Genomic DNA, 24,898 nt, shown 5'->3' with positions numbered 1-24,898 from the left:
GTTCCGTCGCGGGCCGTCGTCTGTCTACGCTGGCAGTAGCGGTTCGCCGTCGAAGAACGATCGGATCGCACCGTAGGCGTTCCATCGGTTCGCGTTCGTTGGGAGTGCGCGGTATTTTGTACCGGTGTGATTATCGACGAGCGTCACGTTCCATCCATCGGCCGACTTCTGGCAGTGGATCGTGATATCGGTCTCGAGGTGCAGCCAGATTGTGCCCTCAAACGACCGTTTCATCACAACCCATCCATCCGGCGCACTTGCGTCGAGAAACGGGATATACTTGCATAACTGCCCGAACCGGCCCTCGTAGTTGGTGCCGGTATAGTGGACTGAATCGACCGGGGTCGCCATAAGAGACAATTCGGAGAACAGTCAGATAAAGAATCCGCCGACAGATGGGTTATTCCTCGGTCGGCCAGCGGGTCGACTGTTCGTTCGACAGACTAAGCGCGACTAAGTTGGTTTGGGTGGTTATCGGTGGTAGCAGACCGTCTAAGCAGGTCTCAAGCGACCGGGTACAGACCCCCGCCACCCTTAAGAGAGGTTCGTCCGCGAGTCGAGTTGTATGATAAAAATACTACTCGGGATTGTTGTGACCGCGATCGGCGGTGCGATTAGTGCGGGTATCATTTCCGTAGCTAAGCGTCTCGGCAACGCGCTCGAGGACGACGGTGACAAGGGTGACGACGGTCCCGAGGGCGGCATGGAGGTTATCGAGTGGTAGAACCAGCCGGCCAGTGGATTAGCTTTTTGATGATTCGATACACCCCACCCCCACCTTGATAATTGAAATAGGGGAACGTCGTGTCTATCGGTATGGCAACAGAATTAATTGTCATGGCCGTACTGATATCAGGAATCCTAACCACCATGCCCGCCTATGGTGTGTTGGGATACTTCGGTGTGCGTAAGCTATTGTCCGGTTAAAAGCACGTACCAATTCTTCCCGGCTATCCGCTCGAGTCGGTGAAAAAGACCCGAACCTATCAGAAATCCTGTCCCCACTCGCGGAGGATCTCTTCGGCATCGTCTAAGTTCTGCATCCCAGCCAGATAGATCGCTTCCCGGGCGTCGAGCTTGTAGAGCTTGTCGTCGAACCGCTGTTTCAGATCATACCGGGCCTCCTCCTCTTTCGTGTCGGTGTCATCGTAGACGAACAGTTGATGCACGTCCTCGCGATCATCTTTGACTTTCTCTCGGCCGACCATTCTTGGTAAGTCTGACCGGTCAAACTGTCTGGTATTACTGCCAGACGGCGACTGATTCTCGCCGGATTGGTCCGTCGTACTGTCGGACGGTTCGGTCGAGTCTGACTCGTCAGTCTGACTGTCACTACTGTCTGTTTGTTCTGTCTGTTCGTCCTCGTCGTCGTTCGCAAACGGATCGGTCGTGCCTGTTTTCATGCTGTAGCCTCGGTTGCTGCGAACTGTTCGGTGATGTACTCCGCTAGTTCATCGAATTTCTCGAGGGTCGGTTGCTCGTAGTCTCGGAGGTCGCGGTACGCATCGTTCTCTGCCAACTCGTAGATCGATACCTGATTGTCCCAGGCTTCGCCGAGCATGGACCCGCGTTCGCCGATCGACACGGGCGCGATCGGGAGTTCTTCATCCTCGAGTATATCGAGATATTTCTGATTGATATTCGTCCCACTGAAATTGTTCGGGACGGTGCCGATCACGCCCACGTCAATATCTCCGAGTTCGTCCTCGAGTCCGTTGATAACGTCTCGGAGACCTTTCACGCTTTGCTCGCCCTTCGGGGATGGTTCGAACGGGATGAGGAGGTTGCCCGTCGCGTAGACGGAATTGTAGAGATGTTGCCCTTGCGACGCTGGCGGGTCAATCACAATGACATCGTATTTCTCGGGTATACCCGCCTCAACCAGTACTTCGCGCAACCGTTTCTCTTTGACAAACTCGTTGTCTCCCGCACCCATTTCATCCTGCAGGTCAGCGGCCTTCTTGAGTAGATCCCGGAGGTTGCCGAGCATATTGTGGCTCGGAATGATATCGATTCCCTCGCTTGTGCGAATTAAGTCCTCGAGTGGTCCTTTTCCGCGGTCGATCATGTGCAACGCGAGGTTGTCTGCATCCGGGTTCGCTTTATCCTCGTCAAGGCCGTAGTGGTGGGTCAACCCGCCGTCTTGTGGGTCCATATCGATTCCCAACGTTTTCTGCCCTCGTTCGACGTGCGCTCGGAGTAATCCCCCGGAGATTGTGGTCTTGCCAACGCCGCCGGCCTCCGAGTACACCGTGTATGGTATCATACAGGCAGAGTGTCGTTCTAACCCCACATAAATACTCGGCAGACAAGCCAGTAATACTGTTCAAACAACCCAGTATGCTTGGACAGTATTACTCGTCAGTAAAACCAATTGGGCAGAGTAGGCCAATCCTTGTTGGCACGAGATTCAACAGGCCAGCACGCATCCGTTCGCCTGTCGCGTCTCCACATGCGCGACATCCCCAGTACGCCGCGAGCGGGCATTTGCACTCCCCTGCGCCGTTCGTGGCGTTTTCAACACACCAGATTTCGAGTGAACCCGCGGGCCACGAGATTGATAGCGCTGCGTGTGATAACGTCACACGTCGCGCCCGACTGCGCGACAGACGATCATCGTCTCAGATCCACTCGGCGTCGGTCGTTGCCAGACGCCACACCGATCTCAGGGGGTCGTTTTTAGACTGCACAATCCGTCCGGGCTATTAATCGAAATCTTCGGGAGAATGCTCCACCAAAACCTCACCAGGGGTCATATCGTACTCCTCAGCAATCCTATCAACTTCATCCATACCATCTTCGACTATAGCAGAAAAGACGACTGAAGGGTCCACATCATATTTATCCGCGTACTTTTCTATCTGCTCTACTTTCTCGTCTGGTAGTTCGACCTCTATTTCTTCCATGGACAAAGTAGACACAGATGGGCAATATAAAGATGATAGGTCTGCTCAGGACTCGTCAGTGTGTTTCCTGGTATCCATTCTGTTCGCACCATTCTTGGAGGGCTGAGTAGACCATATCTTCATCTTCAATCTCGCCTTTGGTCAACAGTCGATAGCCGTCTTGAGATTCGTTTTCGACGACAGCGCATGCGCTGTTTTCGGTCATCAAGAAAAACGCCGGGATAATCGAACCCATTGACATACGCTGAGACATCACTTCTGGGTGCAACTCAAGAACCTTCGGCGAACTTTCGATCTTCTCGGCGATCTCTGGGGTCAGTGGGTGAGGGATTGAACCGATCATAGTGCTTGGTGTGTACTTCAGGGATATTGTTCTATCTGTGTTCAGACGGTTCACCAGACACTCGGACCACCTCGAACGGACTGGATCTCCTCGAGATCGGATTCGGGACCAAGATCAGCCAGATTGTATTCAATAAGTCCCCGACTGTCTTGGTCTGAGTCTGGCAACGGAAGCGTGTCACCAAGGACATCGATCTCAACCTCTGATCGGAGAAGGTCTCGAACTGTACTGTCGTAATGGCGAAGCTCACCTTTCGAGTATCCGAGATAGAGTTCCGTGTCGGACGTTTCAGAAGTCATGGATCAGATTCCTCCTCATCGATCTCTTTCAGTTCGCCGTAGCAGTGAGGACAGGTAGTGAGCTTCTCTTGCTCTACGTTCAACTCGAAATTACAATCCTTGCATTTGACGTAGCAGGTATCCGAGTCTGCGGTGAGCCAGTCTGACTCAGCGTCCTTTGGAAGGACGACCGTCATCTGGTCGTGGATGGGTTTCATCACGTCGTTCGGATCCGTCATGAGAATCGTCACGCACGAGATTGTCTCGTCGTCGCCTTCCTAGATGTCCTAGAAGCCAACCATCGCGACCGCCAGATCATTCTCGCGGTGAATCCGATAGGGCTGTTTCGTCCCGCCATTCGGTGCTTTCCACTCGTAGAACCCTGACGAGAGGACGAGGCAGAGACGGGATTCCCACGCCCGCTCGAGAACACGTTTCTCGTCGGCTGTCGCCGAGCATACGTTGATGATTCCCTCCTCCGACTCATCTTCCCAGAACGGTATCAGGCCCCAATGGTATACGTCGATCTCGTCGGAAGCCTCGTTTGTGATGATGTGTAGGTCCTCACCTGGCGCAATGTTGTATCGGGGTGTATAGCCGCCTCCGCGACAACCTCCGCATCGAACCGGGCCTCGAGGTCGTCCTGCTCGGTGAAGAGCAAATTACGTCCACACATACCGTCGGGTTCGGTGGAGAGCATCTTCAACGTGGTCGCGCAGAATCGTAGTCGGCGACATTTCGGGCCTTAACCAACATTCGTCACATGAGGAGCAGGTCTGTTGGTTAACGCTGTCAGTCCAGACCAATACATTCTGGAAACATTCTCGGAACAAGCGAGCGGTGAGAGAAATCGGACAACTCAGCCTGGATTCTAGAATGGTGGATTCGACCTCCCGTTTCTACTAGGCATCTGAGCTGCCACGACATCGAGTGGCCCTTTGACGTACTGTCGCACCCTGAGAGATGAGTTCTTCCACCTCATATCATGGGAGAACATCCTGATGCGTCGGAGATCCTCATAACTCAGAGACTGGTGACCCAGAGACTGCCCGACGACCCGGATTCCGTCGCGACGAGGAGTCGGTCCTCGCCGTCGACGTCGTACACATCAATCGCATCACCCCACTTGTGCGGCAGGCACGGCAGCTAAACACGTATCCAGTCAGGAACCTCGCGTGCTTCAACGTCAACTTCTTGCGGGAGTTTCGGTACTGCCTCGAGGATCAGAACCTAGATATCCTGGTCTGTTCAACGTGCGGGATTATCTCGACACTGTACGAGATGCCCGCGACCGCCGGCGTCGACGAGTTCAAGATCCGAGGCATCGAGGCTCGCCAGCGGTCGACCCCGCCATTCATCGAAGACGTCCAGCGAGACTGTCTCGAGCGTCTCGATGCAACACAGTCTCCAGAAGCGGTTCTCGGTCGCCTCGAGAGAGCGATCGAAGCGCTCCATGCGGGAGACGTTGCTGTAGAGCGGCTCGTCGAACGGAATCGCGTCTCCAAGCCACTCGAAGGCTACACGCAGAATACGCAGAATGTGGCGGCGCTCGAACGGGCTCGTGACCAGAACCTCGCCATCCATCCTGGACAGGATATCAAGTACGTAGTCGTCGACGACGAGAAAGCCTCGTGGGACCGCGTCGCCCTTGCTCACGAAGATATTGAGACCTACGACGCCTCGTACTACGAGACCCAACTCGTCAGAGCTGTCGAAAGTGTGCTGTCACCGTTCGGATGGGGTCAGAGGAAGATTCGACGCGAAATCGATGAGACTCGGGGAACAAACTTGTCGGCCTTCACCAAGCTCAACGAGAGTTAACCAACAAAATTGAGAGTCCCGAAGGATTGTTGGTTAATATAGAGGCTGTTTGTCCCGATACTAGGTGGGAGGAAGACAAACGGAACACGTGACCCACACACCCCTCGTCAAGAGTGAAAACCAGTCGAGAGAGTGGGACAAGGTCCACAAGAAACGGAGGTTGCCGAGAAGGGTATCCAGAAAGAACCACGGAAAGATAGCCTAAGACGTAGAAATATAGAGAGAAAGGAATAGCGATTATGAGCAGCAGTTCGTAACTACCCGGACGAATGCCGTCTTCGTCCTTCTTATTGTAATGAATGCACTTGGCGAATGGTATGGAAGAGACAGTAATAAAACTTCTAGATAGAAATACTAATATTGATATGTAGCAAGTCGTTGTTTGTGTGAAGGCTGTTTCATGAATACATCCCCTCCCATCTCGTGATTTCGGTGTTATCTCCTCGAGCCGGCCTCCGATTTCGCCCCGATCTACTGAGACACTATCGAAGTTTTTCACTCTGGACGAGGGGTGTGTGGGTTCTATTCCATCATACATCCATCGTGAGATACCAATCCGTATCTGGATTGATGATCGATCATAGAAACCTATTATCCCGCATCTGGAATGAATTCCATCAATTCGGTATCATCAGGTTGAAATCGGAGATCCTGTTCACGACCGATCTGACTGAGACTCGTCTGCTTTCACTGGAACTGTTTTTCGCATTCTTGAGGAGGTTTCACAGTTCCTCCTGATTCACTCTTGACCTGGGGTGCCAGCTGATTCTCAAAGATTTCATACATGAACTCCATTATTCGTTGGGTTTTTCACTCTTGACGAGGGGTGTCTGCCGTGTCAGACATTTTCTTTATTCATTGGGAAACTGATGATTGCCTCGTTCGGTGTTACACTCGGGACGAGGGGTGTGGCCTGGATCGTTTGTTCTGCTCACTAGATGATGCGCTATTCACTCTGGACTGGGGGTATGGCAAACTCGTCTGATTCTGGTGTTTTCACTCTGGATCAGGGGTGCCGACTAAAGTTGTTACCCGTCGTCCAGAACCCTATTTCACTCGGGATTGACTCGACTCTTTATGAGGATGATACGCCAGAGACAAAACATCAGAAGATGACCATAGCCCGATTTACACTCTTGTCGAGGTAGCCAAATCATTAAGTAGTTCCCGTGCGCGATGTCTGATGTTGATGGCTGAGGAACCATCCCAACTCTCTGACTTCGACGGCGGCTACGAGGACCCTTCCGACGATCCCCTCTTTAACTTAGATGAAGACGACCCTGACCGTGCCAGCATTTTCGCTCGGAAGGAACTGCTGAAAGTAGGCCATGTTCCTGAAAGTGGACGTATCGTCGGTCGTGATGGCGAGATCAAGGCTGTTGCCGCTGAACTCAGGCCGATCATTCGTAGCGATCCGCCCAACAACGTGATTATTTACGGAAAAACGGGTACGGGGAAGTCGCTGGTTGCTCGCCACGTTACCGAACGAGCTCGCCGAGCTGCGGAGTCGAACGGTGTGTCCGTTGGCTCGGTTTACGTTGACTGCGCGCAGCACAATACGCAGACGCGTGTTGCTAGGACGGTGACCCGTACACTCAACGAGACGGACGAGACTGACTTTGATATTCCACGGGCAGGAATTGGGAGTGGTGAATACTACGACTATCTTTGGGATATTTTGGATACCGCCTACGAGTCAGTTATTATCATCCTTGACGAGGTGGATCGACTCGATGACGACGATATACTCATGCAACTGTCGCGTGCTCGCGAATCGGGGAAAGCGGACTGCCACTTAGGCGTCATCGCAGTCAGCAACAAGATCGAGTACCGGGACCAGTTGAACGAGCGCGTCAAGTCCAGTCTTCGTGAGGAGGAGTTCGTCTTCCAACCCTACGATGCGAACCAACTGCGCGAGATTATGAAGCACCGTCGAGACGCGTTCCACGAGGGAGTTCTCTCTGATGACGTGATCCCCCTGACTGCAGCATTAGCCGCTCAGGAACACGGTGACGCCAGAAAGGCCATCGAAATTCTCCGTCACGCTGGCGAACTTGCTGAGCGAGAAAACGTCGATATGGTCGTCGAGGAGCACGTTCGTGATGCCCAAGAGTGGGCTGAAATCGATCGATTCGAGGAACTGCTACGAGGATCGACGACGCAGGTCAAATTCATCCTCTATTCCCTTGCGCTGCTCACCGAAGAGAATCCGAATGAGGACGGATTTTCGACGAACCGGATTTACGAACGTTATCAAGCGACGGCAGAGAAAGCCGACGCAAAAATCCTCAGCGAACATCGCGTCTATGAACTGTTGAAAGAGCAGGCGTTCCTCGGTGTCGTTGAATCAACTCGGACTGGTGGCGGTCGAGGTGAGGGCAGTTATCTGGAGCATCGGCTGGTTCAGGACACTGGAATCGTGCTGAAATCTGTGCTTCGGGACAGCCGGTTGGAAGACCTGGCATAGCTCCCCGGTTCGGTCGCTCACCACACCCCTGATCACGAGTGTATCTCTCGATACGTCGGAACATGAAGGGTGTCCTGATATCACCTTCTACACCAACTATCATCAACCCGGACTGCGTGATGAAACTTGGCTGAAGAGAGGATACCAGACACACCCACCCCTGATTTTCAGTGAAAGGCTCCGTACAAGAGAACCTGCTGTTCGACTCGAGACCGGATCCTCTGATCGGGACATTATATTATTTTTGGTATAGGTAAAGTAGTAGTGTAGTAGTCGATAGATAATTTCTCTAACTAGCGATGGAAAGAAATGGTCTTTCTTAATGCCAACCCTTTATATGTAGTTCTATCTGAGATCAGAGTTGTTTTCACACATTCACCCCCTTTCACTGAAAACGAGGGGTGTGTCTGTATCGTTCTGGATCAGTCTATGGCTCCAGATAGTCCGACAGCGTCACGTCTGGTGCAGTGTCTCAAGTTATCGTACTGTTCTCGTCGGCCGTCTTTGCTTCGTGCAGTACGTACACAGTGTCTGGAGATTCGACTCCTCGAGTGGGTGGCCGCTATCTGCGATTCGTTCGATATGATCGACTGGTCCTGCAGATCAGCGATCGACGGCTCGTCGACCGTTTCGAGGTCGTCGCTCATCGTTTATCACCGTGCTCAACGTTCGTCTGTCCTGATCGCAAGCGATACTCTGAATTTGACCTGTGTGCTATATGATCACATGGATAGGGTGAATGAGCTACTCCGGTACGCAGCCGGGCTCGTCTTGATTGCGGGTGGTATCGTCGGGACGATTGCGTCCCTGATGGGGTTCGAGACAATCTCGCCGGCATACTTCGCCGTCGCGATCGCAGCGGGAGCGGGAGCGCTTCCCGAAGCGGAACATGCGTTATGTCGCATCCGGAGTCGACTTCCCGTATAGGGAGGTGGCGATGCCCTTGAGCGCTACCTGGTTGGCTGTTCCGGATTGCGTTGTCGCTCTTGCTCTAGCCCTCCGCGTTGCGTAGTTCCGAAGTGGTGGGCAGATGCCACCCTGGCGGACCTCATTACCCCTGTCGTCGGCGATATGACCGCCGGCGTGGCACTCGGTACAGCGGTAGTAGGTCGTGTCGGTCGGTCCCCAGGGCCCCACACGGAGTTGCTTGAGGAACTTCGCGACGTCGTCTGCAAGGACGGTGATCCCGAGGAGCAGCCCAAGAGAGCGACGGATCGAAGTTTACGAGCAGCAATCTGAGTAGACACTTCAAATATCACCATAATAGACAGATTTGAGGTACCAATACAGAGTATTTGTAGCCCATCCTGACTAATTGCTGTATTTTTCAGCAGAAGTTATTTACATGGACTCGTGGATGTTGGTGGTGTGATGAGACTGGCAACGATACTCACGATGTTCTTGGCAGTGTCGATACTGTTCGTGACACCGATGGCTGCCGCGCATAACAGTGCCACAGACGCTGGGCCTGAAAAAATCGAACAGGTGGAGTGTTCAAGTCTGGTTGATGTGAAATGTACTGCGGTGAATGCAGATATTCAAATTAGGAACAATCTGATCGATACCCTTGAAGCCAATCGAGGTATGGCTGAGGACTGGCATGAAAGGGGCCAAGAGTGGGAAGAAAGCAACGTTGAGACTGTAGAAAATCTAGGGGAAAAGGCCTCTGGGAGAGCCGAAAGCGCCAACAGTCAGATCGACCACCAGCAAGAACTTCTACGGGAAAATACTATTCCGGAACTCGTTGCAAAGCGTCTCCCTTAATTCACCACAGCTTACGGTGGATGCTGACCTTTTTATCCGAAGTCGCGGCCAACGCTGGCAATGCTCACCGATCGACAGGAGGACCTCCTCGTCGCCGTCGCACTATCCGAGTTCTCAGTCTACTACGAAGACGCCAATCCCGAGCTTGCCGAACGAACGTGCCAACTGGCTGCCGATCGCCTCGTCGATCACGATGTCGAACTGCTCGAGGCCGTCGACGCGCTCGAAATTGGGAGATGAAATTTCACTCAGATACAAAGTATTTGATTGCCAGTAGGGCACCTACAGCTGTAGCTATAAATCCAAAACCAGGTGTAGTATCTTGGTCAGGAACAACTACAGGTGGTGCGCTGCCTCCCTGAGTTTCATTGGATACACTCTCATTCAGAAATTCATAGTCGAGAGAGTCTTCATTAAGATTCGCCAGTTCAATCAGATCTTCTCGCGAAATATAGTCTACCGCGAGAACTTCGGAACGGTGCTCCGCTACAATAGTTGCAGACTTCTCAACAATTCTACTTTGTACACCAGCTAATTTACCTCGAATAGCCCAGTGGACCTCACTTAGTATGAGAGCATATCCACGCATACCTAAGATCGCCCGGAATCGGACAAGTCCCATATTCGCCACATATCGTGTTCCGCTGAATGAAAGTCGGTAGGTAGCTGTAGACTGTAGAAGACAGAGTTCACATACGAAGAGCAGCATCGAGATTACTAATTCCTCTTCTGCTTCTTCGACATTGTTGTCTTTGTTTTTCGCTTTCTGATAGTTCTTTCCAGCCTCAATCAAATTCTGACCAGCAGCTACGAGCGGGAGGTATGAGCTTATTTTTCCTGCTGAGACACTTATGTCGTCGATATAGCTTGTGGGGATCTTTGCTCCGAAGTCCGTGTTCAGTAGTTCAGCAATGTGCTGGAGACGGTATGTTTGGCGGTTAGCATCCCACGCACCCTTCTTGAATTTCTCGAGGTCGAATTCACCTTCTGCATCAAACTTCGATACAGAACTTGCGAGGTCTTCTGGACCTGCCTCTTTTTTGTTGTAAAATTCATTACCGATGTTTCCGATAGACCTCTCAATATCATTTAATAACTGATCCTCTATACTATTGTTATCGTTATCCCCACTGTTGGTCGCCTGTACTGCACTAGAACCACCACAGATGAGTAGACCACTACCCAGTGTTGCTATCACAGATCTACGTTTTGTCCCCATGCAAGAACTATAAATATCCAATTATATAAATCTAGGATATAATTGACCTAGTATAGCTACTCATCGGCCGCCAGTCCATAGCCGAGATCGCGGTCCTTTGACTGATTCCAGAAGTTAATGCAGGGCCACGACAAACGACTCGAGGATGACTAACAACACTGGGGAGGTCAAGATGTGGGAATGTCCATCACCCGACTGTTCGTTCGCGACCGGTGGCTCAGCTGAACTCCTCGAGCACGTTAACTCCGAACACCCAGGAGAGTACCAGCGGGACGATTGGCCGGATACCGACGCTGCTCGAGCCAAGAAGCAGCAAGACGGCAGCGACGAGTCGGCTGGCGAATAGATAGGACTTCTCTTCCGTTCATCTTCCGGTAACATCTTTGTTACCTGCCTATTTGGGAAGTAGAGTTATTCTGGAACGGACTCGAGACGATAGTGGCGAGAGGAGAAGATCCGGTCGTTTATTCACAACCGGTTCATTCCGAGACATACCTCGCCTTCCGAGATCGATTGCATTCGGATGTGATGCCAATTGCCAAATTGTCTCGGTCTCGGACCCTCCCCTAGAGGCACATCTCAACGCGGAAGGGGGCTCAAATGCTAACATTTTCTTTGAGGCGCACCCTTACCTGTCAGCCACCACGCTTTCTCCAGACAGGCCGAATCATCTACTGGGGGTGGAAGCGGGCTGTCGATGACATCCATCCAATCTGGGACATCGGACCCACCACAGCTCGAGTCGATCCAACGTCAGAGGCACGGCCATCGTCACGTACCCACTAGAGGGCCACACGGCGCTTTTCACATACTGTTCTTTAAATACGAAGCCGCGGCCAACGTTGGCGATGCTTACCGATCGACAGGAAGACCTCCTGATGGCCGTCGCACTGACCGAGTTCTCAGTCCACTACGAGCAAGCTGATCCCGAGCTCGCCGAGCAGGCGTGGCAGCTGGCTGCCGATTGCCTCGTCGATCACGACGTCGAACCCGCGGAGGCCGTCGACGCGCTCGAGATCGGATAGCTATCGCTCAGCGTCTGAGTGCCTCGAGAAGGCCTCAAAAGACCGCCTGGATGGGCACAGGGGGGATGGCCGCCAGGCGGATACAGGACATGGTTGGGGTGGGGTTCGGGTGCTGATTTCGTGTCGCGTAGTGGAGAACGCGACAGTGAATATGTTCGGACCGACCTATATCAACGCCGTCCTGATTCCGAGTGTGCAAGAATCGTCCCACTGGCCATGTGGAATTCTGCCGACGAGCGACGAATAAACAGGGATGCTATCAACTATTTCGGCCGGAACAGTGCTGTTCCCCTACTATGGGGCCAATAGAACTAATTGATTAGAGTATTGAGGTTCTGATAGCGAGAGACAGGAGACCTGGTCGATTCACCAAATTCACTCCGAGACATCTCTCTCGCTACACTGAGGTCGGTTCACCGAACATCACTTGGTCCCGATTTCAGACCCCACCTGATTGACACACCACTTGAGGGAGGGGGTTCCAACGTCGGCCTCTGGCCAGCGCTTCTCAAAGTGCCTAATCGGATACGGAATGGTGACCACGAGATTGATAAGGAGATAGTATCTGCGTTGATCTGGCGAGGAAGTCGGTTGTGCTAAACATCCGTCTGACATCACCCTCGCCCTCCGATTCCTACTCGCCGAGTCCTGAGTTTTATCAAGGAATCCGCGGCCAACGCCGGCGATGCTCACTGAACGACAAGAGAACCTCTGATCGCCGTTGCACTGACTGAGTTCTCAGTCCACTACGAAGATGCCGATCCCGAACTTTCGAGAAGAGCGTGGCAATTCGCAGCGAGCCGCCTCATCGATCACGACGTCGGGCCGGCAGAGGCTGTCGTCGCGCTCAACAAGGGTCGTTACCGCTGCTCGCTCCCTGTTCTAATGCTCGAATTTCAATACCGGTATAAAAATTCTGTGTATGCAGTACTCCTCTACAATCGGATCCAGTCCCTCCCATAGAGTGGCGGTCATCAACCGTTTCACCGGCCCAACCATGAGACGATTCGATGGCCGCCGTTCCTTGATCACTCACAGTGCGTTCAGTACCCAGCTGTAGTGAACAGTGGTTTGTGACTTCTCGGCGGCCCACGGCAACAAGATGGTGGCGGTTTACGCGCCGGTATCGGCTAAATAACCTTTCCTGATACGTGCGATAGTACCGTTGCAGACAGTGCGACGGTGGTGTAGCGTAACACACGCCCGTTCCACGGGGGTGCCGAGGGTGCAATTCCTTCCCGTCGCGTACTTCTTTGAGTTCTCTTGAGTGATCAGTACTCCTTTGTACTTACCGCAAGTCATGGCACAAACCACTGGGAGTTACGGGCTTGGCTGGAAGCCCGAGTTCTGCGTTCATCGTCTTGTAGACGTACCTCACTCACCGATCAAACCCACCGGGAAATCTCCGGCGCACCTGAATCAAGGTCACAGAGTAGTCATCCTGGAATGGATATATGGGTCGTTTGGGACGAGACTCATTCACATCGCTCACTGAGAGCAGACGCATTCATGCCGTAGTGTTGCGGCATTCAGAATATACCGGTGAACTGCTTCGGCAAGTGCCAGCATTGCATCGGCTTGTTCGGCACTGGCAACCGTCTCGCGATAGTACACCTCGGCTCGGTTTTGCTTCCAGAGTTGGGTAAGGCGGTCAGCGAACTCTTGGCTGAACAAATTCACCTTCGCACCTTGCTGGTACACCTCTGTGTGTTCGTAGCGTAAGTCCTCCCCAGATGCGTGTCCACGATGCAGCAGATAGAACTGAATACTGCGCTCGGCGGCCACAAACGATGCCTCGATCACTACCGTATAGTATCCGTTCTGCTCGCGGAGCGTTCGTGCTGCTTCGAGGAGCCGACAGGCCTTCCGTAGCTGAACGAGAGCGGTGTTAGAGACATCCAGATCGGACTCACCAGTTTGTCCACGGGTCCGCTGAAAGGACACCTCAGCGTCGGAGAGCGCTTCGTCGACGTAGCTATCGTCCATTCGTCAGTACCTCCTCTTTGAGTTGGGTGAGAGAGTCGGATCCTTCAAGCGTCAGTCCGGTGGCGAAGATTTCGCGCAGCCGATCCCCATATCGTCGCGCACTCTCAACGGATTCGACGAGGACGTGGAATTTGTAGCGGTCACCATCGAAGACTTCCTCGTTCAACTCCGACGTGAGTTCGTCGGCGGTTTGCTGGGCTGTCGCCTGCGTACCGTCGACGAGGACGAAACAATCGATATCACTTCGGCGATCAGCATTCCCTTGAGCAACACTGCCGAAGACGACGATTCCGTGGATATCGTCAACGTTGTTAGTCAGTCTCGAGACGAGTTCTCGAATCGGGGCATGAAACTCCGTTTGTGGGATCTGGATAATCGGATCGTCAGGCTTGCTGAGTCGGGCACGATTAATCTGAACGAGCTTCTTCCGCCCACTATGCTCGATCTCGACGAAGCCAACCGCTTTGAGGTCGTCAACGGCTGCTGAAATGCTTCGATGTGGATTATCCGTTGCCCGACTCAAATCCCGAATCCCGAACGCTGTATAGGGATTGTCGACAAGCAATGTAAGAATCTCCCCAGTACAGGCGTGACTGAAGAGGTCCGTAGAAGGGACAGGGACTGCCAGCTCAAGTGAGGCGCCTCTTTGGATACTTTTACTGCCCATAGATAGATTACTTCACCGGTTCATAAATAACTTCTGGGAAGGCGGTCTTCTCCAATGACGTTGATACGTCCGGTTCGGCTGGTACTTGATCGATACGCCAGTGTTGCTGGTGCAGTTGTACAGAAGACATACGGTTCCGGGGTAATGTGGAAACCCCTCAGCCCCTCCGGGGGTGAAAAACACTACGCAGCGGGTTTGACATCACTCTGAGTCGCTCCCGAACAACTGTTTCGTCCGGTCCCACATAGACGGTACCTCAGATTCGTCCGCATCCGGACCTGAATCTACAGTGGAATCCAGAGTGTAGCAAACTCTCGATTGGAAGGCAACACTCAGGAGAGGAACTTTTTGATTTCTTCCGGCTATCCATAGAGGTACCCATCGACTAGTAATGTTATTATATAACAAGATAAAGTAACCACTCGTCGTATCTCGGGACATGACGGATGCACTCGCAAGGTACCTTGACATTGAGAGTGAAGACAACCTGACGCGGATTGTCTTTGGGTTTCTGGAATTGCTCGGGTCAACGGTGCTCACCGAGGTGTTAGAACTGTCCGAAGGTGAACTATCGAATGAGTTTTATGTCGAGTTTCATACGCGCATCGATCCGCGAGCCGAACGGATTCCAGACGTGTTGATCGCGGATGCAGATACGACGGTCATGATTGAGGCGAAACGGGGACCGGTTTCGATCCGGACCAACTTCGGGACGAACACAACAATCTGTACCGCTTTGGAAACGAGCGGAAACAGCTGTTACTCGTTGGTGGAGATAGGAGAGTGGACAGTCGAGATTCATCAGCTCCCTCGAGTGTTAACCAACAATCTTGCGCGTACGACCATTGTGTTGGTTAAGGATGCGACGAAGTCCACTGGAGTTCGTGTGTCAATTTCGCTGTGAAAATGCCTGATTCAACCGTCCTCCTCTCACCAGTCGGTTCAATGCTACTGACGGTGACTGCGTGATCCGGGTGACACTTTCGGAAGAAGATCCTCTGCCTTTATACAGGACTGTGATTAATGTATATAAAACGCATGCGTGTCTCCTATCAACATGCAAATATCAACAGCGGCAACGAATCGACGCTGCTACGGTTTACAGCTGCGGATGGCACGCGTGCTTGTATTCTCGTCGACGCAGGAGATGGCGTCAATCTCGACACACTACTTGCAGACGATGAGTATCTGAACGCGATCCTACTCACACACCCGCATATCGATCACTATCACACGCTCGCAACGAACGTCCGACACAATGCTCCGATCTATACCGCAGACACAACCGCCGCTATCCTCGAGCAGTCCCTTCCGGAAGCCACACAGGACAACGACCTTGGTGATGTCTCCGCCGCTCTCGACGCCCTCGAACCGATCGACAACTGGACGTCGATCCTCAACGGACTCGAGGTCCGGCCGATCGCCGCTGGCCACACGCCTGGTGGGGCAGGGTTCTTGGTCAGGTTTCACGATGAGACGGCGACTGACGACCCCCTCAACGGCGAGCAACACATTCTCATCTCGGGGGACTTCACGACGCGACCGTGTGCGGGATTTCCGGGGCTGGAAACATCGTACCCGTTCGATATCGACTGTCTCCTGCTAAACGTTGCGAGCAACGATTCCTACACGACATCACTGAATGAGTCACTTCAGTCGACCCTCGAGCACGCGTATGCTGGCTCACGAGTGGTCGTCGCAGCGAGTTCGTTGACGGGCGTTCACTACGCAACACTGCTGGGTCACTGTACAGAAATACTCGAACGCGGGGTTCCGATCACGCTCGTCGGTCAGGCTGCGAAACTCTACGACAGACTCGAGTACGATGTCCCTGGGGTCGAACCGACAGCGGTCTTCGACCGGACGAACGAGGTACTGGCAGATGGCGGGATCACGATTGCCGGCCCCGAGATGCCGACGACCGGCAGTACACAGCGACTCCTGCAGGCGATCGGCGGCGATCCTGCTGCTGCGTTCGTTCAATTGACGACGGGAGACGAGGTCGACCCAGCAGACACCCGCTGTACCACACAGGCGTTTTCACTGTCGAACCATCCCAGTAGCGAGACGATCACCGACATTGTCCACGATATCGCTCCGAAAGAGGTCGTCATCAAGCACGCGAGCGGACGTACACTCAAGAAATTTCAGCAGCGCTTCGATCGCTGTTTTACGTGGGGAACGAACGATACAGGGATCCACTGTCTCTACGAGAACGGCGAGTGGCAGGTCCCCGACTGGATCACCGACTCGACTGCAAGCCGAATTCAAAGCCGACAGTGGGAAGCTCTCCAAGAACAGTCACTCGAGATCGACGCCTCACTCCCTCGCTGTCGACATGGGTCGATCGATCTCGAGGCAGAAGGTGTCGATCTCGATGCCCTTGAGGAGACGTTTTCAGGAGCTATCGAGGACCCATATTCCGATCCCGATCCTGAGAATGACGCTTCGAAACCAGCTGAAAGTGACGAGGACGACCGACAGAGCGATCAATCGTTCGAGGAAGACGTCCTCGCCCGTCTCGAGGCGATTGAAACGACACTCGACCGATCCGAGGAAACGGTTTCAGCCCGTGTACTGAGCGATGGTGCGGACAAGCAGGTCTTGCAACTTCTAGAGACCGCTGATGTCGACAGTGGTGACATAGTCGAGGTAACTATCAAAACAGAACTGAGCGACGAATAATACGGTATCATATATTCTCTATTGCACTTCCACCGCGTGACATGGCCGATCTACCCACCATCCTCCTTGGCATTATTCAAATCTCGCCGGCGACAGTTGATACCTCCACTCGTCGGGCGCTTTTACAGTTTTCTCGAGGAGAGCATCAAAATCCCGTCTCCCCTATCTCGAGTGCATCGACGGCCTCGGCAGGCCCGATGTCGTACTCGACGAGACGGTTCGCTGCAAGCTGCCACGCCTGTTCAGCGAGTTCGGGATCAGCGTTCTCATAGTGAACACTGAACTCGGTCAGTGCAACTGCGACAAGGAGATCCTCCTGTCGATCGGTGAGAGACATCGCCGATGTTGGGTTCGGCTTCTTTGATAAACCTCAGGACTATCGGTGCTTGACTGGGGCATTTGTAGAAGAGAGGGATGGGATACGCTGACAGGACCGACTCGTGAATATCGTCGAGAGGAACCCGCTTGTCATCGCTGACACTCTGTTCTGGCCTATCCTCTGATTACATCCTCCTGAGCGGCGTCTCAAGCGTCCGTTTGGAGGTGCTCATAGCGGGTTCACACCGCTTTGAACAGAACCGGCCGTACCCTGCCTGTTCACGGGCGAGTCTCGTACAGGTCGGTACTCGGCACTCGTCGCGGTCGGTCATCTGGCGATACCTCGTTTCATGAATTGAATCGTCTCAGCTCTGCCGGACGCTATTGCTGTGAATCTGGATTCCATACATCGTACAGTGGACTTTGTTCGCGTCCCCTGCACCACTCTAAGGGAGATAAATAACCTCGAATAAGCGAGTCCTCTCTCTTATCGAATGAATGTTCCATCTAGAGCAGGAACGAGTCCAGTTCGAATCTCGAGATCGACACGCCGAAGATGCTTGCAGCCGTCATCTGGCTGGCGCTGCTCGAAATCTGGACAGCTACACGTCTCTTTCTCGATGTCGACCTCGTAGGTATGTCCACTCTCACTCACAACCTCGTAGAGAGCGCCCGCCGTGGCAAAGTGGACGTCCATGTCCTCGCTCAATGCACGGCGAGTTCGTGGGTCGTTGATCGAGTACCCTTCCGCCTCGAGTGGGGTCGGTGGTGCTGGTGTTTCACACTGGTCTCTGAACTCGTCGCGACGATTGCGTTCTTGCCCACAGTTCCGACAGCGCCAGTAGCGTGTGCGATACTCGTAGCTATCGGTGAGGTCGAGATCGTATTGTGTCGGTTCCCTTCCTGGGAGCCACTCATCGATTGCGATGAGTTCATGCCCGTTTAGTCGAGCAACGTCTCCGGAATACCTTTGCTCTCGGTCACCTGTGTTACTGCGGTCATGGTTGGGTTGCTGCTGCTCGCGATGGATCGGTTGATCTGTACTCATTGGTACTCTCGAGGCACACGTCGTCGCGCCTCACCTGTCAGGCGCGAAAAATACTTGTAGACCGGCACGTAGTGGAGGAGTCAGTCTGATTCGAATGTCCAAGAGGGAGTCAGAGAACGGCTCGCAGATCTATTCTGTGACTACCCGACGAGCGGTAAGTACAGCTAACGCACTTACTGTTAGAAACGAATAAGGACGTAAGTAGTAGTGATAAAAATATGGCGTCAAAAAGTGTCTCAATTCTCGTCCCCGGAGTTATGTTTATGATTATTGGGTTCTTCCTTTTTCACGTATTTGGGGCTGCGTTAGGGTTGATACTCGGATTTTCCATGGGTGAGCAATATTATCGGCGTCACGAGTTAGAGAGGCAGATCCGCGAACATCAGGGAGAAGAGGAAGACCGGAGATAATGTTTGCACGCTTCGGTACGTTCGCACCTGTAGTGAACAGACAGTTCAGTCTAAATAGACTGAAAGGAACCCCATGCGAATTGTTCTGTGGCACTCCCATGTACGGTCTTATCGACTCTGTCTTAAATTCACGAGGCGTCTTACAGCGGTAGGCTCCCAGTTGCTGTGGGGGTATTTTTAAGCCGTTCAATATCGACGATTCTGGTACCGAACGCGAGATGAATGATCTTACTGATCCGCGGCCGCCGCTGCCGGAGTGGATCGTGGACGCGTACGATGTCCTCTGTACGTCTTGTTTCGATCCAGTCGATGGGGAAGATATCCAGTCAGTCTCTCGAGAGCACGCGCTTACGGTTCTTCTCAATGATACTGATATATCTCTCGAGTCCGAGGACGCAGACTACGCACTCACCCGGCTGCTTGAGCGAGGGTACTTCTATGCGGTTGACGGAGACCTCCGTGTGACGACGCCAGAGACTGACGTGTGAGTACACAATTCGAATGTGACTACACACTCCAGAGGATAGCTGGTGCCAGATATCCTACATCGGTCGTTCAACTTCAATAGTACCAGACTGGTGTCGGCTCTAACAGTAAAACCAACCTGCTCTAGTCAAGCGTACAACTGGGAACTGAAACTGAGGACTCATAATTGGATACGAGAACCCGGGAATATAGAATTCGGCTGTAGTGATAGAGACAGGTAGCAGACTGCTCAGTCCTCACTCTTCAATTCAACAAATGAATCACTTCCGCACCGGCAAGATGGCCTGTTGCTGGCCCGCGTCAATGTCCCATCAGGAAGCCGAAACGCGGGATAGACTGCTCCGCATTCGGTACAGTGGATAGATACTTCCTCTGTACTTCCCTGATCATTCATCGTCGATAGAGTGAACGAGGCTAAGTGAACATATAGAAGTGGTGGCTATTCCGTTCTCTGACGCTGATCGATACGCATCTATAGCGACTGCGGATTACCTGCCACTGATCGCTACCGATCCGTTCCACTGCTGAAGAGGAAAAGCCACTCAACTGTCTTCCTCTGTTGAAGTAAGAATCCGCACATCGGACTGCGTCACGCAGAGCCGAAACTCACCCACTGAGAACCTGAGCTCGAGCCCAGCGTGTGGATTAGCCGAGTTCACAAGCTGCTCGAGCGACTCGACATCGATCATTCGGTGGAGTTGGTACTCGTCACGATCGAGTCCTTCCGTCTCGAGCGTGTCGATGATTTCGAAGAGGAGTTCCCGGTCACTCATCTAGGATCACCTCGTCGACGGTGTCGATAATCTCCGCCGCTGTTGAACTGATCCGCTCGAGTCGGTCGAAAATCGCTTCCGGCTCGTCGCCCTGCCACGCAGCGAGGTAGAATGCCGAACCGCTCGTATCGAGTCCAAAGTATCGGCCGACGATGTAGCCGACTGCTTCTGCCTCGAGTTCGCGTTTCGACCGTTCAGTCTCGTCGTCGATGCCACTGTGTAACAGCGCGTGAGCGTACTCGTGGACGAGCGTCACAGCGAGATCGGCGCTGTTCTCACGGTCACGTGCTTCGACGAGTGGTCGTTCTGCAGGCGATCGGTACTGACAGACGCCCTTGGCATCGCCGTGAGGCCAGTTGTCTCGAGAAACGATATCTACCTCCACGGTGAGTGACGAGGCTACCTCGAGAAGTGCTGGCACCAGTTCATCCGCAGTTCCAGTCGCTTCGGTCTCGAGTTCGGGCAGTGGTTCCCCGTCCGTCTGCGAAATATCGAAGACTGGCGCTGGCCGAAAGCCGACGAGTCCTTTTGACCACTCCTCGGGCGGTGTCTCGTTGTATTCGCAGTCACTTCGATCGTGATACGACGGTGAGTTCTCACACTCGGGACACTGCTTCGCGATGATCGGTGCCCAGATCCAAATTGCGCTCTCGCCTTCTTTCACATGACGGTCGAATTCGTTTTGCCACGTCCGATAGCCGGCGACCCGGGTCGCATTTGGATACTGGCGATTGATCAGCAGCGTATTTCGATGTGAATAATCGTGAAAGCGGCTCTGTACATCGAGCCACCGCTGGAACTCATCGCTCGAGACTGCGTCATCGACCTCGTCGACGAGGTCTTCGACCCACGTTTCCATCGTGCTCTGCATCTCCTCACGTCTGGTGTCCGAGTCGTTGAAGGACACCTGCGAACAGTCACTCGGAGTCATTGTTTGTGACGACGGACGCTCCATTTTGGAACGCCCCTCACCCCTTCGGGGGAAGAAAAACACACTCGAGGGACCGCTCGAGCGGCTCCGTTACAGTAGCTAGTAGTACGCTTTCTTTATTCAGAATGTCGCACGAAAATCACGTTATGTACAGCGGGCGCATTTATCGGTGCAGGCTGTGTACGTTCTCCTGTATGCCTGAAGAAGTCCTGTTCAAATCAGAGAGAGACCAGAGTCGAGAAGAGATTGCATCGTACCTCCGGAAAGTCGCGGACAATCTCGAAAGCGGAGACCCCATCAACCTGAAAGCAGGCTCCGAGTCTGTAACACTGAACCCCCCTGCCCGGCCGACCTTCGAGGTCAAAGCTGAACGCGAAGGTCCGGCTGGCAACATGACTGAACGCAGTATCGAGTTCGAACTCGAATGGGACGAGAACGATGGTGGAGAGGGCAACAAAAGTGGTCAGTTAGAAATCGAGTAGTCACTCCGCATCTGTAGTTACCGAATCACCCAATTCATACTCACCCAGATATCTGAATAAAGAAACCGCGCCACTAACTACTGGTTGCAAGCATCCCTCTGGGTTGCTGTATCTGGCTCAGGTATCGATCTCGAGTAAGTCGTCTCGCCGACTGCGGAGCGTGTTCGGTGATGTGCCTGCGATACCGGCGATCCGCTGTTGCGAGAGACACAAGCCGACGCGCTGGGCAGCGAGATAGAGACAGCCCGCTGCGACGCCACTCGGCCGGCAGCCGATCGTCAGTCCGCGTTCGCGTGCCTGCTGTGCGAGTTTGAGTGCTCGTCGACGAACATGATCTGGAACCTCGAGTTCTGTCGCAAGCCTCGGAATCCGATCCGTTGCTGCAATCGGCTGTGTCGGTAGCTCGAGTTCGACGTTCATCGCGTTGTAGGCAGTGGTGAGTCTCTGCTGATCACAGCGTGCACAGGCTGTGACTTCGGCCCGTGATCGTCCGAGTCCGTTACACCGAGACGTGGCGTAGACACTGGCTGCAGCCACCGCCTCGAGCGATCGTCCGCGACAGAGCTGTTCGGACTGTGCCGTTCGGAACAGCGAACACGCCTGATTCCGGATACTCTGTGCGAGGCCGAGACTCGCGACGATCCGCCGAATTTCACTGAGACCGTAGGCGAGGTTCCGTTCGGCTTTTGACTGCCACCGAGCACGGGACTGTTCGCGACGCAGTCGGTTCAGGTGTCGGCGCTTCCTACTCGAGAGGGTGTTTCCGTTCGCGTCTCGCTTGTATCCGATTTCAGTGGAGAGGCCGCGATCGTGGCGTGTGGGTGTCAGCGGTGCGCCGGTTCGTCTATTGGATCCTTGCTCGTCACTTCGACCCCAGTTTGGTCCTCGGTCTATCTGGGTCTCCTCGAGGATGCGTCCACAGTCCTCACAGATCGTCTCGCAATTAGTTGTTCGAACGCTGCCGCCACAGTCCGGGCAGTCAGTTGCAGTCGTCTGGACGTCTTCGTCAAACGCAGTCGTGTAGATGTCTCTCGTTGCCATCGATAACTCCGAAGAGGACAACTGATCAGCCCCTTCGCCGCTTCTGGGGTGATAAACACCACTCTAACACCGGTCAGAGACTGGTGTTTCTCGAGACACCGGATCTCTTCGCGCGACACTTACGCAGATCCCGCAGCCAGTGCTGAGAGGAAGTTCTCACTCAGTCTCGGTGCCGATCTCGGTATTGCCTCGACGGTCACCGCTCGTGTCGACAGCTCTCAGCGATCTCCCGGCACTGCTCGAGTATGAGGGCGTCCTATTTGGAGGACACGTCACAGCGGTCGCTGACAATTTTCACGGGAACGTCCTCGCGGAGCTGGTGTCTCGCGGAACTTGTCCCCTTTCCTGTGCTAGACGTGGAGCATCGTTCCGGCACCGGTACCGAGCGGCTCACCGGCTACGACGAGGCAGAGATCGTCGGCCGGATCTGTCGATTCCGTCAGGGCGAGGCCACCGATTCGGAGCCGGTCGAGGCAATGCGAACGGCGATCGATGAAGCGCAACCGGTCACCGTCGAATTGCGGAACTACCGACGGGACGGCAGCCAGTTCTGGAACCGCGTCTCCATCGCGCCGGTCCAAGACGAGACGGGCGCTGTCACGAACTATGTCGGGTTCCAACAGGTTGTCAGGTCCGCTCGTGGACTTCGAGGACCTTGCCGGCTGCGATGGTCTGACCCATGTCGCGGATGGCGAAGCTCCCGAGTTCAGGGATCTCGCTGGACGGCTCGATGCTGAGGGGCTTTTGCGGTCGGATGGTGACCACAGCAGCGTCGCCCGACTGGATGAAGTCGGGGTTCTCCTCGGCGACCTCGCCGCTCGAGGAATCGATCTTCTGGTCGATCGACTCGATCGTACAGGCGACCTGTGCCGTGTGAGCGTGGAAGACTGGCGTGTAACCTGCGGTGATTACGCTAGGGTGTTGCATGACGACAATCTGAGCCTGGAACGTCTCAGCAACGCTTGGCGGATCGTCGGCGGGGCCACAGACGTCACCGCGTCGGATGTCGTCCTTGCCGATGCCGCGGACGTTGAATCCGACGTTGTCACCGGGTTCTGCCTTGGGCACCTCTTCGTGGTGCATCTCAATTGTCTTGACCTCGCCGCCTACATCGCTGGGCTGGAAGGAGACGTTGTCGCCGGTGTTGAGGAGGCCGGTCTCGATACGTCCGACGGGGACGGTACCAATACCCGAAATCGTGTAGACGTCCTGGATCGGAAGTCGCAGCGGTGCGTCCGTTGGCGGCTTCGGTTCGGGAAGATCGTTTAGCGCCTCAAGCAGGGTTTCACCGTCGTACCAGGGCGTGTTGTCGGAGTGCTCGGAAACATTGTCTCCCTCGAAGGCCGAAACTGGAATGAACGATGCGTCGTCGGTATTGAACTGGACCTGCTTGAGTAACTGCTTGACTTCCTCGACAACTTCGTTGTAGGTCGACTCCTCGTAATCGGGGATATCCATCTTGTTGATGCCCACGATGAGTTCGTCGATCCCGAGGGTCCGAGCCAAGAAGACGTGCTCCTGGGTCTGGGGCGCGACGCCGTCGTCAGCGGCGACGACGAGGACGGCGTGATCGGCCTGCGAGGCCCCAGTGATCATGTTCTTGACGAAGTCGCGGTGTCCGGGCGTGTCGACGATGGTGAAGTCGTACGTATCCGTCGAGAACTCCTGGTGAGCGATATCAATGGTGACACCGCGTTCGCGTTCCTCGGTGAGGTTGTCCATGACGTAGGCGAACTCGAAGCCACCCTTGCCTTTCTCCTCTGCTTCCTCGCGGTGCTGTTCGATGACGTGCTCGGGTATGCTCCCCGTCTCGTAGAGGAGGCGTCCTACAAGCGTACTCTTCCCGTGATCGACGTGGCCGATAATGGCCAGATTCTGGTGGGGTTTATTTGTGCTCATGATGAATCGTCTCGAGATCCGTCATCTGAAATACGCGCTAGACACTGGTAAACCCCTACCAGGATGTACTGGAACGTTCGATTGAGAGGTACGACGGGCTCGGCTGTCTACCTCGAGTGGGGTCGGTGGCACTGGTGTCTCACAGTGATCGATGAACTCGTCGGCCTCAGTGCCATCCGATCTGCTCTCTTCGACCGAGTCGTACGAGATTTCGAGTCGACCACCGTCTCCACGCCACTTCGGCTTGCCCCGAACTGGCAACCGAAGTCGTTCGTACGTTCTGAACTCGTACTTGTCTTTGAGATCCATGCCGATGCGAATCTCCAGACGGGATCGCTCGTTCCATTGC

At 54.0% G+C, this 24,898-nt stretch carries 25 protein-coding genes and 3 pseudogenes; 12 read left to right on the top strand and 16 right to left on the bottom strand.

Annotated elements, in window-relative coordinates; genetic code table 11:
* Positions 1-24 precede the first annotated feature (24 nt).
* Entirely contained in the window at positions 25-351 is a 327-nt protein-coding gene (locus tag FEJ81_RS20480; protein ID WP_138247077.1) for a hypothetical protein, read from the bottom strand.
* Positions 352-565: 214 nt separating this feature from the next.
* Here FEJ81_RS20480 and FEJ81_RS23480 point away from each other — a divergent pair, with 214 nt between their 5' ends.
* A complete protein-coding gene (locus tag FEJ81_RS23480) occupies positions 566-724 on the top strand; it encodes a hypothetical protein (RefSeq protein ID WP_175416510.1) in 159 nt (52 codons plus the stop codon).
* 262 nt (positions 725-986) lie between these two features.
* Here the strand turns inward: FEJ81_RS23480 and FEJ81_RS23915 are convergent, their stop codons facing one another.
* The 5 genes and pseudogenes from FEJ81_RS23915 to FEJ81_RS20455 form a co-directional block, all read right to left on the bottom strand.
* Positions 987-1,208, bottom strand: coding sequence for a hypothetical protein (locus FEJ81_RS23915; protein ID WP_229504814.1), 222 nt, complete (start codon positions 1,206-1,208; stop codon positions 987-989).
* Between the two features lie 191 nt (positions 1,209-1,399).
* Positions 1,400-2,266 (bottom strand): ParA family protein, encoded by an 867-nt coding sequence (locus FEJ81_RS20470; protein ID WP_138247075.1) that lies wholly within the window; start codon positions 2,264-2,266, stop codon positions 1,400-1,402.
* 439 nt (positions 2,267-2,705) lie between these two features.
* Positions 2,706-2,906: a hypothetical protein gene (locus FEJ81_RS20465; RefSeq protein WP_006431713.1), complete on the bottom strand. Its 201-nt coding sequence runs from the start codon at positions 2,904-2,906 to the stop codon at positions 2,706-2,708.
* A gap of 55 nt (positions 2,907-2,961) precedes the next feature.
* Positions 2,962-3,249, bottom strand: coding sequence for a hypothetical protein (locus FEJ81_RS20460; protein ID WP_138247074.1), 288 nt, complete (start codon positions 3,247-3,249; stop codon positions 2,962-2,964).
* A 397-nt stretch (positions 3,250-3,646) separates the two neighbouring features.
* Positions 3,647-4,203 (bottom strand): annotated as a pseudogene (locus FEJ81_RS20455) (SOS response-associated peptidase); the annotation flags it as partial.
* Positions 4,204-4,820: 617 nt separating this feature from the next.
* On the opposite strand from FEJ81_RS20455, the pseudogene FEJ81_RS20450 reads away from it, so the two are divergent.
* A pseudogene (locus FEJ81_RS20450) lies at positions 4,821-5,348 on the top strand (DNA polymerase domain-containing protein); the annotation flags it as partial.
* Between the two features lie 1,189 nt (positions 5,349-6,537).
* Entirely contained in the window at positions 6,538-7,815 is a 1,278-nt protein-coding gene (locus FEJ81_RS20445) for a Cdc6/Cdc18 family protein (RefSeq protein WP_138247073.1), read from the top strand.
* Between the two features lie 477 nt (positions 7,816-8,292).
* On the opposite strand, the gene FEJ81_RS20440 is transcribed toward FEJ81_RS20445, so the two are convergent.
* Positions 8,293-8,388, bottom strand: a complete 96-nt coding sequence (locus FEJ81_RS20440) for a hypothetical protein (protein ID WP_229504826.1) — start codon at positions 8,386-8,388, stop codon at positions 8,293-8,295.
* A 798-nt stretch (positions 8,389-9,186) separates the two neighbouring features.
* On the opposite strand from FEJ81_RS20440, the gene FEJ81_RS20430 reads away from it, so the two are divergent.
* Together FEJ81_RS20430 and FEJ81_RS20425 are read left to right on the top strand one after the other, a co-directional pair.
* On the top strand, positions 9,187-9,579 hold the full coding sequence (locus tag FEJ81_RS20430; RefSeq protein WP_138247071.1) for a hypothetical protein: 393 nt from the start codon (positions 9,187-9,189) through the stop codon (positions 9,577-9,579).
* A gap of 60 nt (positions 9,580-9,639) precedes the next feature.
* Positions 9,640-9,819 carry a hypothetical protein gene (locus FEJ81_RS20425; RefSeq protein ID WP_138247070.1) on the top strand — a complete coding sequence of 60 codons (180 nt, stop codon included), beginning with the start codon at positions 9,640-9,642 and terminating at the stop codon, positions 9,817-9,819.
* A gap of 4 nt (positions 9,820-9,823) precedes the next feature.
* Here FEJ81_RS20425 and FEJ81_RS20420 read toward each other — a convergent pair whose 3' ends face one another.
* Complete coding sequence (locus tag FEJ81_RS20420; protein WP_138247069.1) at positions 9,824-10,798, bottom strand: hypothetical protein; 975 nt, start codon at positions 10,796-10,798, stop codon at positions 9,824-9,826.
* A gap of 145 nt (positions 10,799-10,943) precedes the next feature.
* On the opposite strand from FEJ81_RS20420, the gene FEJ81_RS20415 reads away from it, so the two are divergent.
* Together FEJ81_RS20415 and FEJ81_RS23475 are read left to right on the top strand one after the other, a co-directional pair.
* The gene (locus tag FEJ81_RS20415) at positions 10,944-11,144 is read left to right on the top strand and encodes a hypothetical protein (RefSeq protein WP_138247068.1); all 201 of its coding nucleotides are present in this window, start codon (positions 10,944-10,946) and stop codon (positions 11,142-11,144) included.
* A gap of 502 nt (positions 11,145-11,646) precedes the next feature.
* Entirely contained in the window at positions 11,647-11,823 is a 177-nt protein-coding gene (locus FEJ81_RS23475; RefSeq protein WP_175416509.1) for a hypothetical protein, read from the top strand.
* Between the two features lie 1,488 nt (positions 11,824-13,311).
* Here the strand turns inward: FEJ81_RS23475 and FEJ81_RS20405 are convergent.
* On the bottom strand, positions 13,312-13,809 hold the full coding sequence (locus tag FEJ81_RS20405; protein WP_175416508.1) for a hypothetical protein: 498 nt from the start codon (positions 13,807-13,809) through the stop codon (positions 13,312-13,314).
* The gene (locus FEJ81_RS20400) at positions 13,799-14,476 is read right to left on the bottom strand and encodes a nucleotidyltransferase domain-containing protein (RefSeq protein ID WP_138247067.1); all 678 of its coding nucleotides are present in this window, start codon (positions 14,474-14,476) and stop codon (positions 13,799-13,801) included. Before FEJ81_RS20400 ends, FEJ81_RS20405 begins: the two co-directional genes overlap by 11 nt.
* Positions 14,477-14,915: 439 nt before the next feature.
* On the opposite strand from FEJ81_RS20400, the gene FEJ81_RS20395 reads away from it, so the two are divergent.
* Together FEJ81_RS20395 and FEJ81_RS20390 are read left to right on the top strand one after the other, a co-directional pair.
* Entirely contained in the window at positions 14,916-15,380 is a 465-nt protein-coding gene (locus tag FEJ81_RS20395; protein ID WP_138247066.1) for a hypothetical protein, read from the top strand.
* Positions 15,381-15,514: 134 nt separating this feature from the next.
* Positions 15,515-17,161 (top strand): MBL fold metallo-hydrolase, encoded by a 1,647-nt coding sequence (locus FEJ81_RS20390; protein WP_138247065.1) that lies wholly within the window; start codon positions 15,515-15,517, stop codon positions 17,159-17,161.
* Positions 17,162-17,306: 145 nt separating this feature from the next.
* Here the strand turns inward: FEJ81_RS20390 and FEJ81_RS20385 are convergent, their stop codons facing one another.
* Complete coding sequence (locus FEJ81_RS20385; protein ID WP_138247064.1) at positions 17,307-17,498, bottom strand: hypothetical protein; 192 nt, start codon at positions 17,496-17,498, stop codon at positions 17,307-17,309.
* Positions 17,499-17,966: 468 nt separating this feature from the next.
* On the bottom strand, positions 17,967-18,527 hold the full coding sequence (locus FEJ81_RS20380) for a hypothetical protein (RefSeq protein ID WP_138247063.1): 561 nt from the start codon (positions 18,525-18,527) through the stop codon (positions 17,967-17,969).
* A gap of 628 nt (positions 18,528-19,155) precedes the next feature.
* Between FEJ81_RS20380 and FEJ81_RS20370 the strand changes: the two genes are divergently transcribed.
* Positions 19,156-19,425 carry a hypothetical protein gene (locus tag FEJ81_RS20370; RefSeq protein ID WP_138247061.1) on the top strand — a complete coding sequence of 90 codons (270 nt, stop codon included), beginning with the start codon at positions 19,156-19,158 and terminating at the stop codon, positions 19,423-19,425.
* Positions 19,426-19,965: 540 nt separating this feature from the next.
* Here the strand turns inward: FEJ81_RS20370 and FEJ81_RS20365 are convergent.
* Positions 19,966-20,196 carry a hypothetical protein gene (locus FEJ81_RS20365; protein ID WP_138247060.1) on the bottom strand — a complete coding sequence of 77 codons (231 nt, stop codon included), beginning with the start codon at positions 20,194-20,196 and terminating at the stop codon, positions 19,966-19,968.
* Positions 20,189-21,127 carry a DUF955 domain-containing protein gene (locus FEJ81_RS20360; protein ID WP_138247059.1) on the bottom strand — a complete coding sequence of 313 codons (939 nt, stop codon included), beginning with the start codon at positions 21,125-21,127 and terminating at the stop codon, positions 20,189-20,191. Before FEJ81_RS20360 ends, FEJ81_RS20365 begins: the two co-directional genes overlap by 8 nt.
* Before the next feature lie 194 nt (positions 21,128-21,321).
* On the opposite strand from FEJ81_RS20360, the gene FEJ81_RS20355 reads away from it, so the two are divergent.
* On the top strand, positions 21,322-21,609 hold the full coding sequence (locus tag FEJ81_RS20355) for an amphi-Trp domain-containing protein (RefSeq protein ID WP_006431697.1): 288 nt from the start codon (positions 21,322-21,324) through the stop codon (positions 21,607-21,609).
* A 117-nt stretch (positions 21,610-21,726) separates the two neighbouring features.
* Here FEJ81_RS20355 and FEJ81_RS20350 read toward each other — a convergent pair whose 3' ends face one another.
* A complete protein-coding gene (locus tag FEJ81_RS20350; protein WP_138247058.1) occupies positions 21,727-22,650 on the bottom strand; it encodes a transcription initiation factor IIB in 924 nt (307 codons plus the stop codon).
* A 389-nt stretch (positions 22,651-23,039) separates the two neighbouring features.
* On the opposite strand from FEJ81_RS20350, the pseudogene FEJ81_RS23910 reads away from it, so the two are divergent.
* Positions 23,040-23,273 (top strand): annotated as a pseudogene (locus FEJ81_RS23910) (PAS domain-containing protein); the annotation flags it as partial.
* Between the two features lie 4 nt (positions 23,274-23,277).
* Here the strand turns inward: FEJ81_RS23910 and tuf are convergent.
* Positions 23,278-24,549, bottom strand: a complete 1,272-nt coding sequence (tuf, locus tag FEJ81_RS20340; RefSeq protein WP_138247056.1) for a translation elongation factor EF-1 subunit alpha — start codon at positions 24,547-24,549, stop codon at positions 23,278-23,280.
* Between the last annotated feature and the right edge of the window lie 349 nt (positions 24,550-24,898).

Origin of the sequence: Natrinema versiforme (assembly GCF_005576615.1) — an archaeon.
GTDB lineage: Archaea > Halobacteriota > Halobacteria > Halobacteriales > Natrialbaceae > Natrinema > Natrinema versiforme_A.
This window is presented reverse-complemented; position numbering and strand designations above follow the sequence as displayed.

Coding starts and splice junctions, on each gene's coding strand:
- FEJ81_RS20390 (WP_138247065.1), top strand. CDS start 15,515: ATGCGTGTCTCCTATCAACATGCAAATATCAACAGCGGCAACGAATCG.
- FEJ81_RS20350 (WP_138247058.1), bottom strand. CDS start 22,650: ATGGCAACGAGAGACATCTACACGACTGCGTTTGACGAAGACGTCCAG.
- FEJ81_RS20380 (WP_138247063.1), bottom strand. CDS start 18,527: ATGAGTACAGATCAACCGATCCATCGCGAGCAGCAGCAACCCAACCAT.
- FEJ81_RS20365 (WP_138247060.1), bottom strand. CDS start 20,196: ATGAGTGACCGGGAACTCCTCTTCGAAATCATCGACACGCTCGAGACG.
- tuf (WP_138247056.1), bottom strand. CDS start 24,549: ATGAGCACAAATAAACCCCACCAGAATCTGGCCATTATCGGCCACGTC.
- FEJ81_RS20460 (WP_138247074.1), bottom strand. CDS start 3,249: ATGATCGGTTCAATCCCTCACCCACTGACCCCAGAGATCGCCGAGAAG.
- FEJ81_RS20385 (WP_138247064.1), bottom strand. CDS start 17,498: ATGTCTCTCACCGATCGACAGGAGGATCTCCTTGTCGCAGTTGCACTG.
- FEJ81_RS20420 (WP_138247069.1), bottom strand. CDS start 10,798: ATGGGGACAAAACGTAGATCTGTGATAGCAACACTGGGTAGTGGTCTA.
- FEJ81_RS20360 (WP_138247059.1), bottom strand. CDS start 21,127: ATGACTCCGAGTGACTGTTCGCAGGTGTCCTTCAACGACTCGGACACC.
- FEJ81_RS20445 (WP_138247073.1), top strand. CDS start 6,538: ATGGCTGAGGAACCATCCCAACTCTCTGACTTCGACGGCGGCTACGAG.
- FEJ81_RS20470 (WP_138247075.1), bottom strand. CDS start 2,266: ATGATACCATACACGGTGTACTCGGAGGCCGGCGGCGTTGGCAAGACC.
- FEJ81_RS20400 (WP_138247067.1), bottom strand. CDS start 14,476: ATGGGCAGTAAAAGTATCCAAAGAGGCGCCTCACTTGAGCTGGCAGTC.
- FEJ81_RS20430 (WP_138247071.1), top strand. CDS start 9,187: ATGAGACTGGCAACGATACTCACGATGTTCTTGGCAGTGTCGATACTG.
- FEJ81_RS23475 (WP_175416509.1), top strand. CDS start 11,647: ATGCTTACCGATCGACAGGAAGACCTCCTGATGGCCGTCGCACTGACC.
- FEJ81_RS20395 (WP_138247066.1), top strand. CDS start 14,916: ATGACGGATGCACTCGCAAGGTACCTTGACATTGAGAGTGAAGACAAC.
- FEJ81_RS23480 (WP_175416510.1), top strand. CDS start 566: ATGATAAAAATACTACTCGGGATTGTTGTGACCGCGATCGGCGGTGCG.
- FEJ81_RS20370 (WP_138247061.1), top strand. CDS start 19,156: ATGAATGATCTTACTGATCCGCGGCCGCCGCTGCCGGAGTGGATCGTG.
- FEJ81_RS20425 (WP_138247070.1), top strand. CDS start 9,640: ATGCTCACCGATCGACAGGAGGACCTCCTCGTCGCCGTCGCACTATCC.
- FEJ81_RS20465 (WP_006431713.1), bottom strand. CDS start 2,906: ATGGAAGAAATAGAGGTCGAACTACCAGACGAGAAAGTAGAGCAGATA.
- FEJ81_RS20480 (WP_138247077.1), bottom strand. CDS start 351: ATGGCGACCCCGGTCGATTCAGTCCACTATACCGGCACCAACTACGAG.
- FEJ81_RS20355 (WP_006431697.1), top strand. CDS start 21,322: ATGCCTGAAGAAGTCCTGTTCAAATCAGAGAGAGACCAGAGTCGAGAA.
- FEJ81_RS20415 (WP_138247068.1), top strand. CDS start 10,944: ATGACTAACAACACTGGGGAGGTCAAGATGTGGGAATGTCCATCACCC.
- FEJ81_RS20405 (WP_175416508.1), bottom strand. CDS start 13,809: ATGGACGATAGCTACGTCGACGAAGCGCTCTCCGACGCTGAGGTGTCC.
- FEJ81_RS23915 (WP_229504814.1), bottom strand. CDS start 1,208: ATGGTCGGCCGAGAGAAAGTCAAAGATGATCGCGAGGACGTGCATCAA.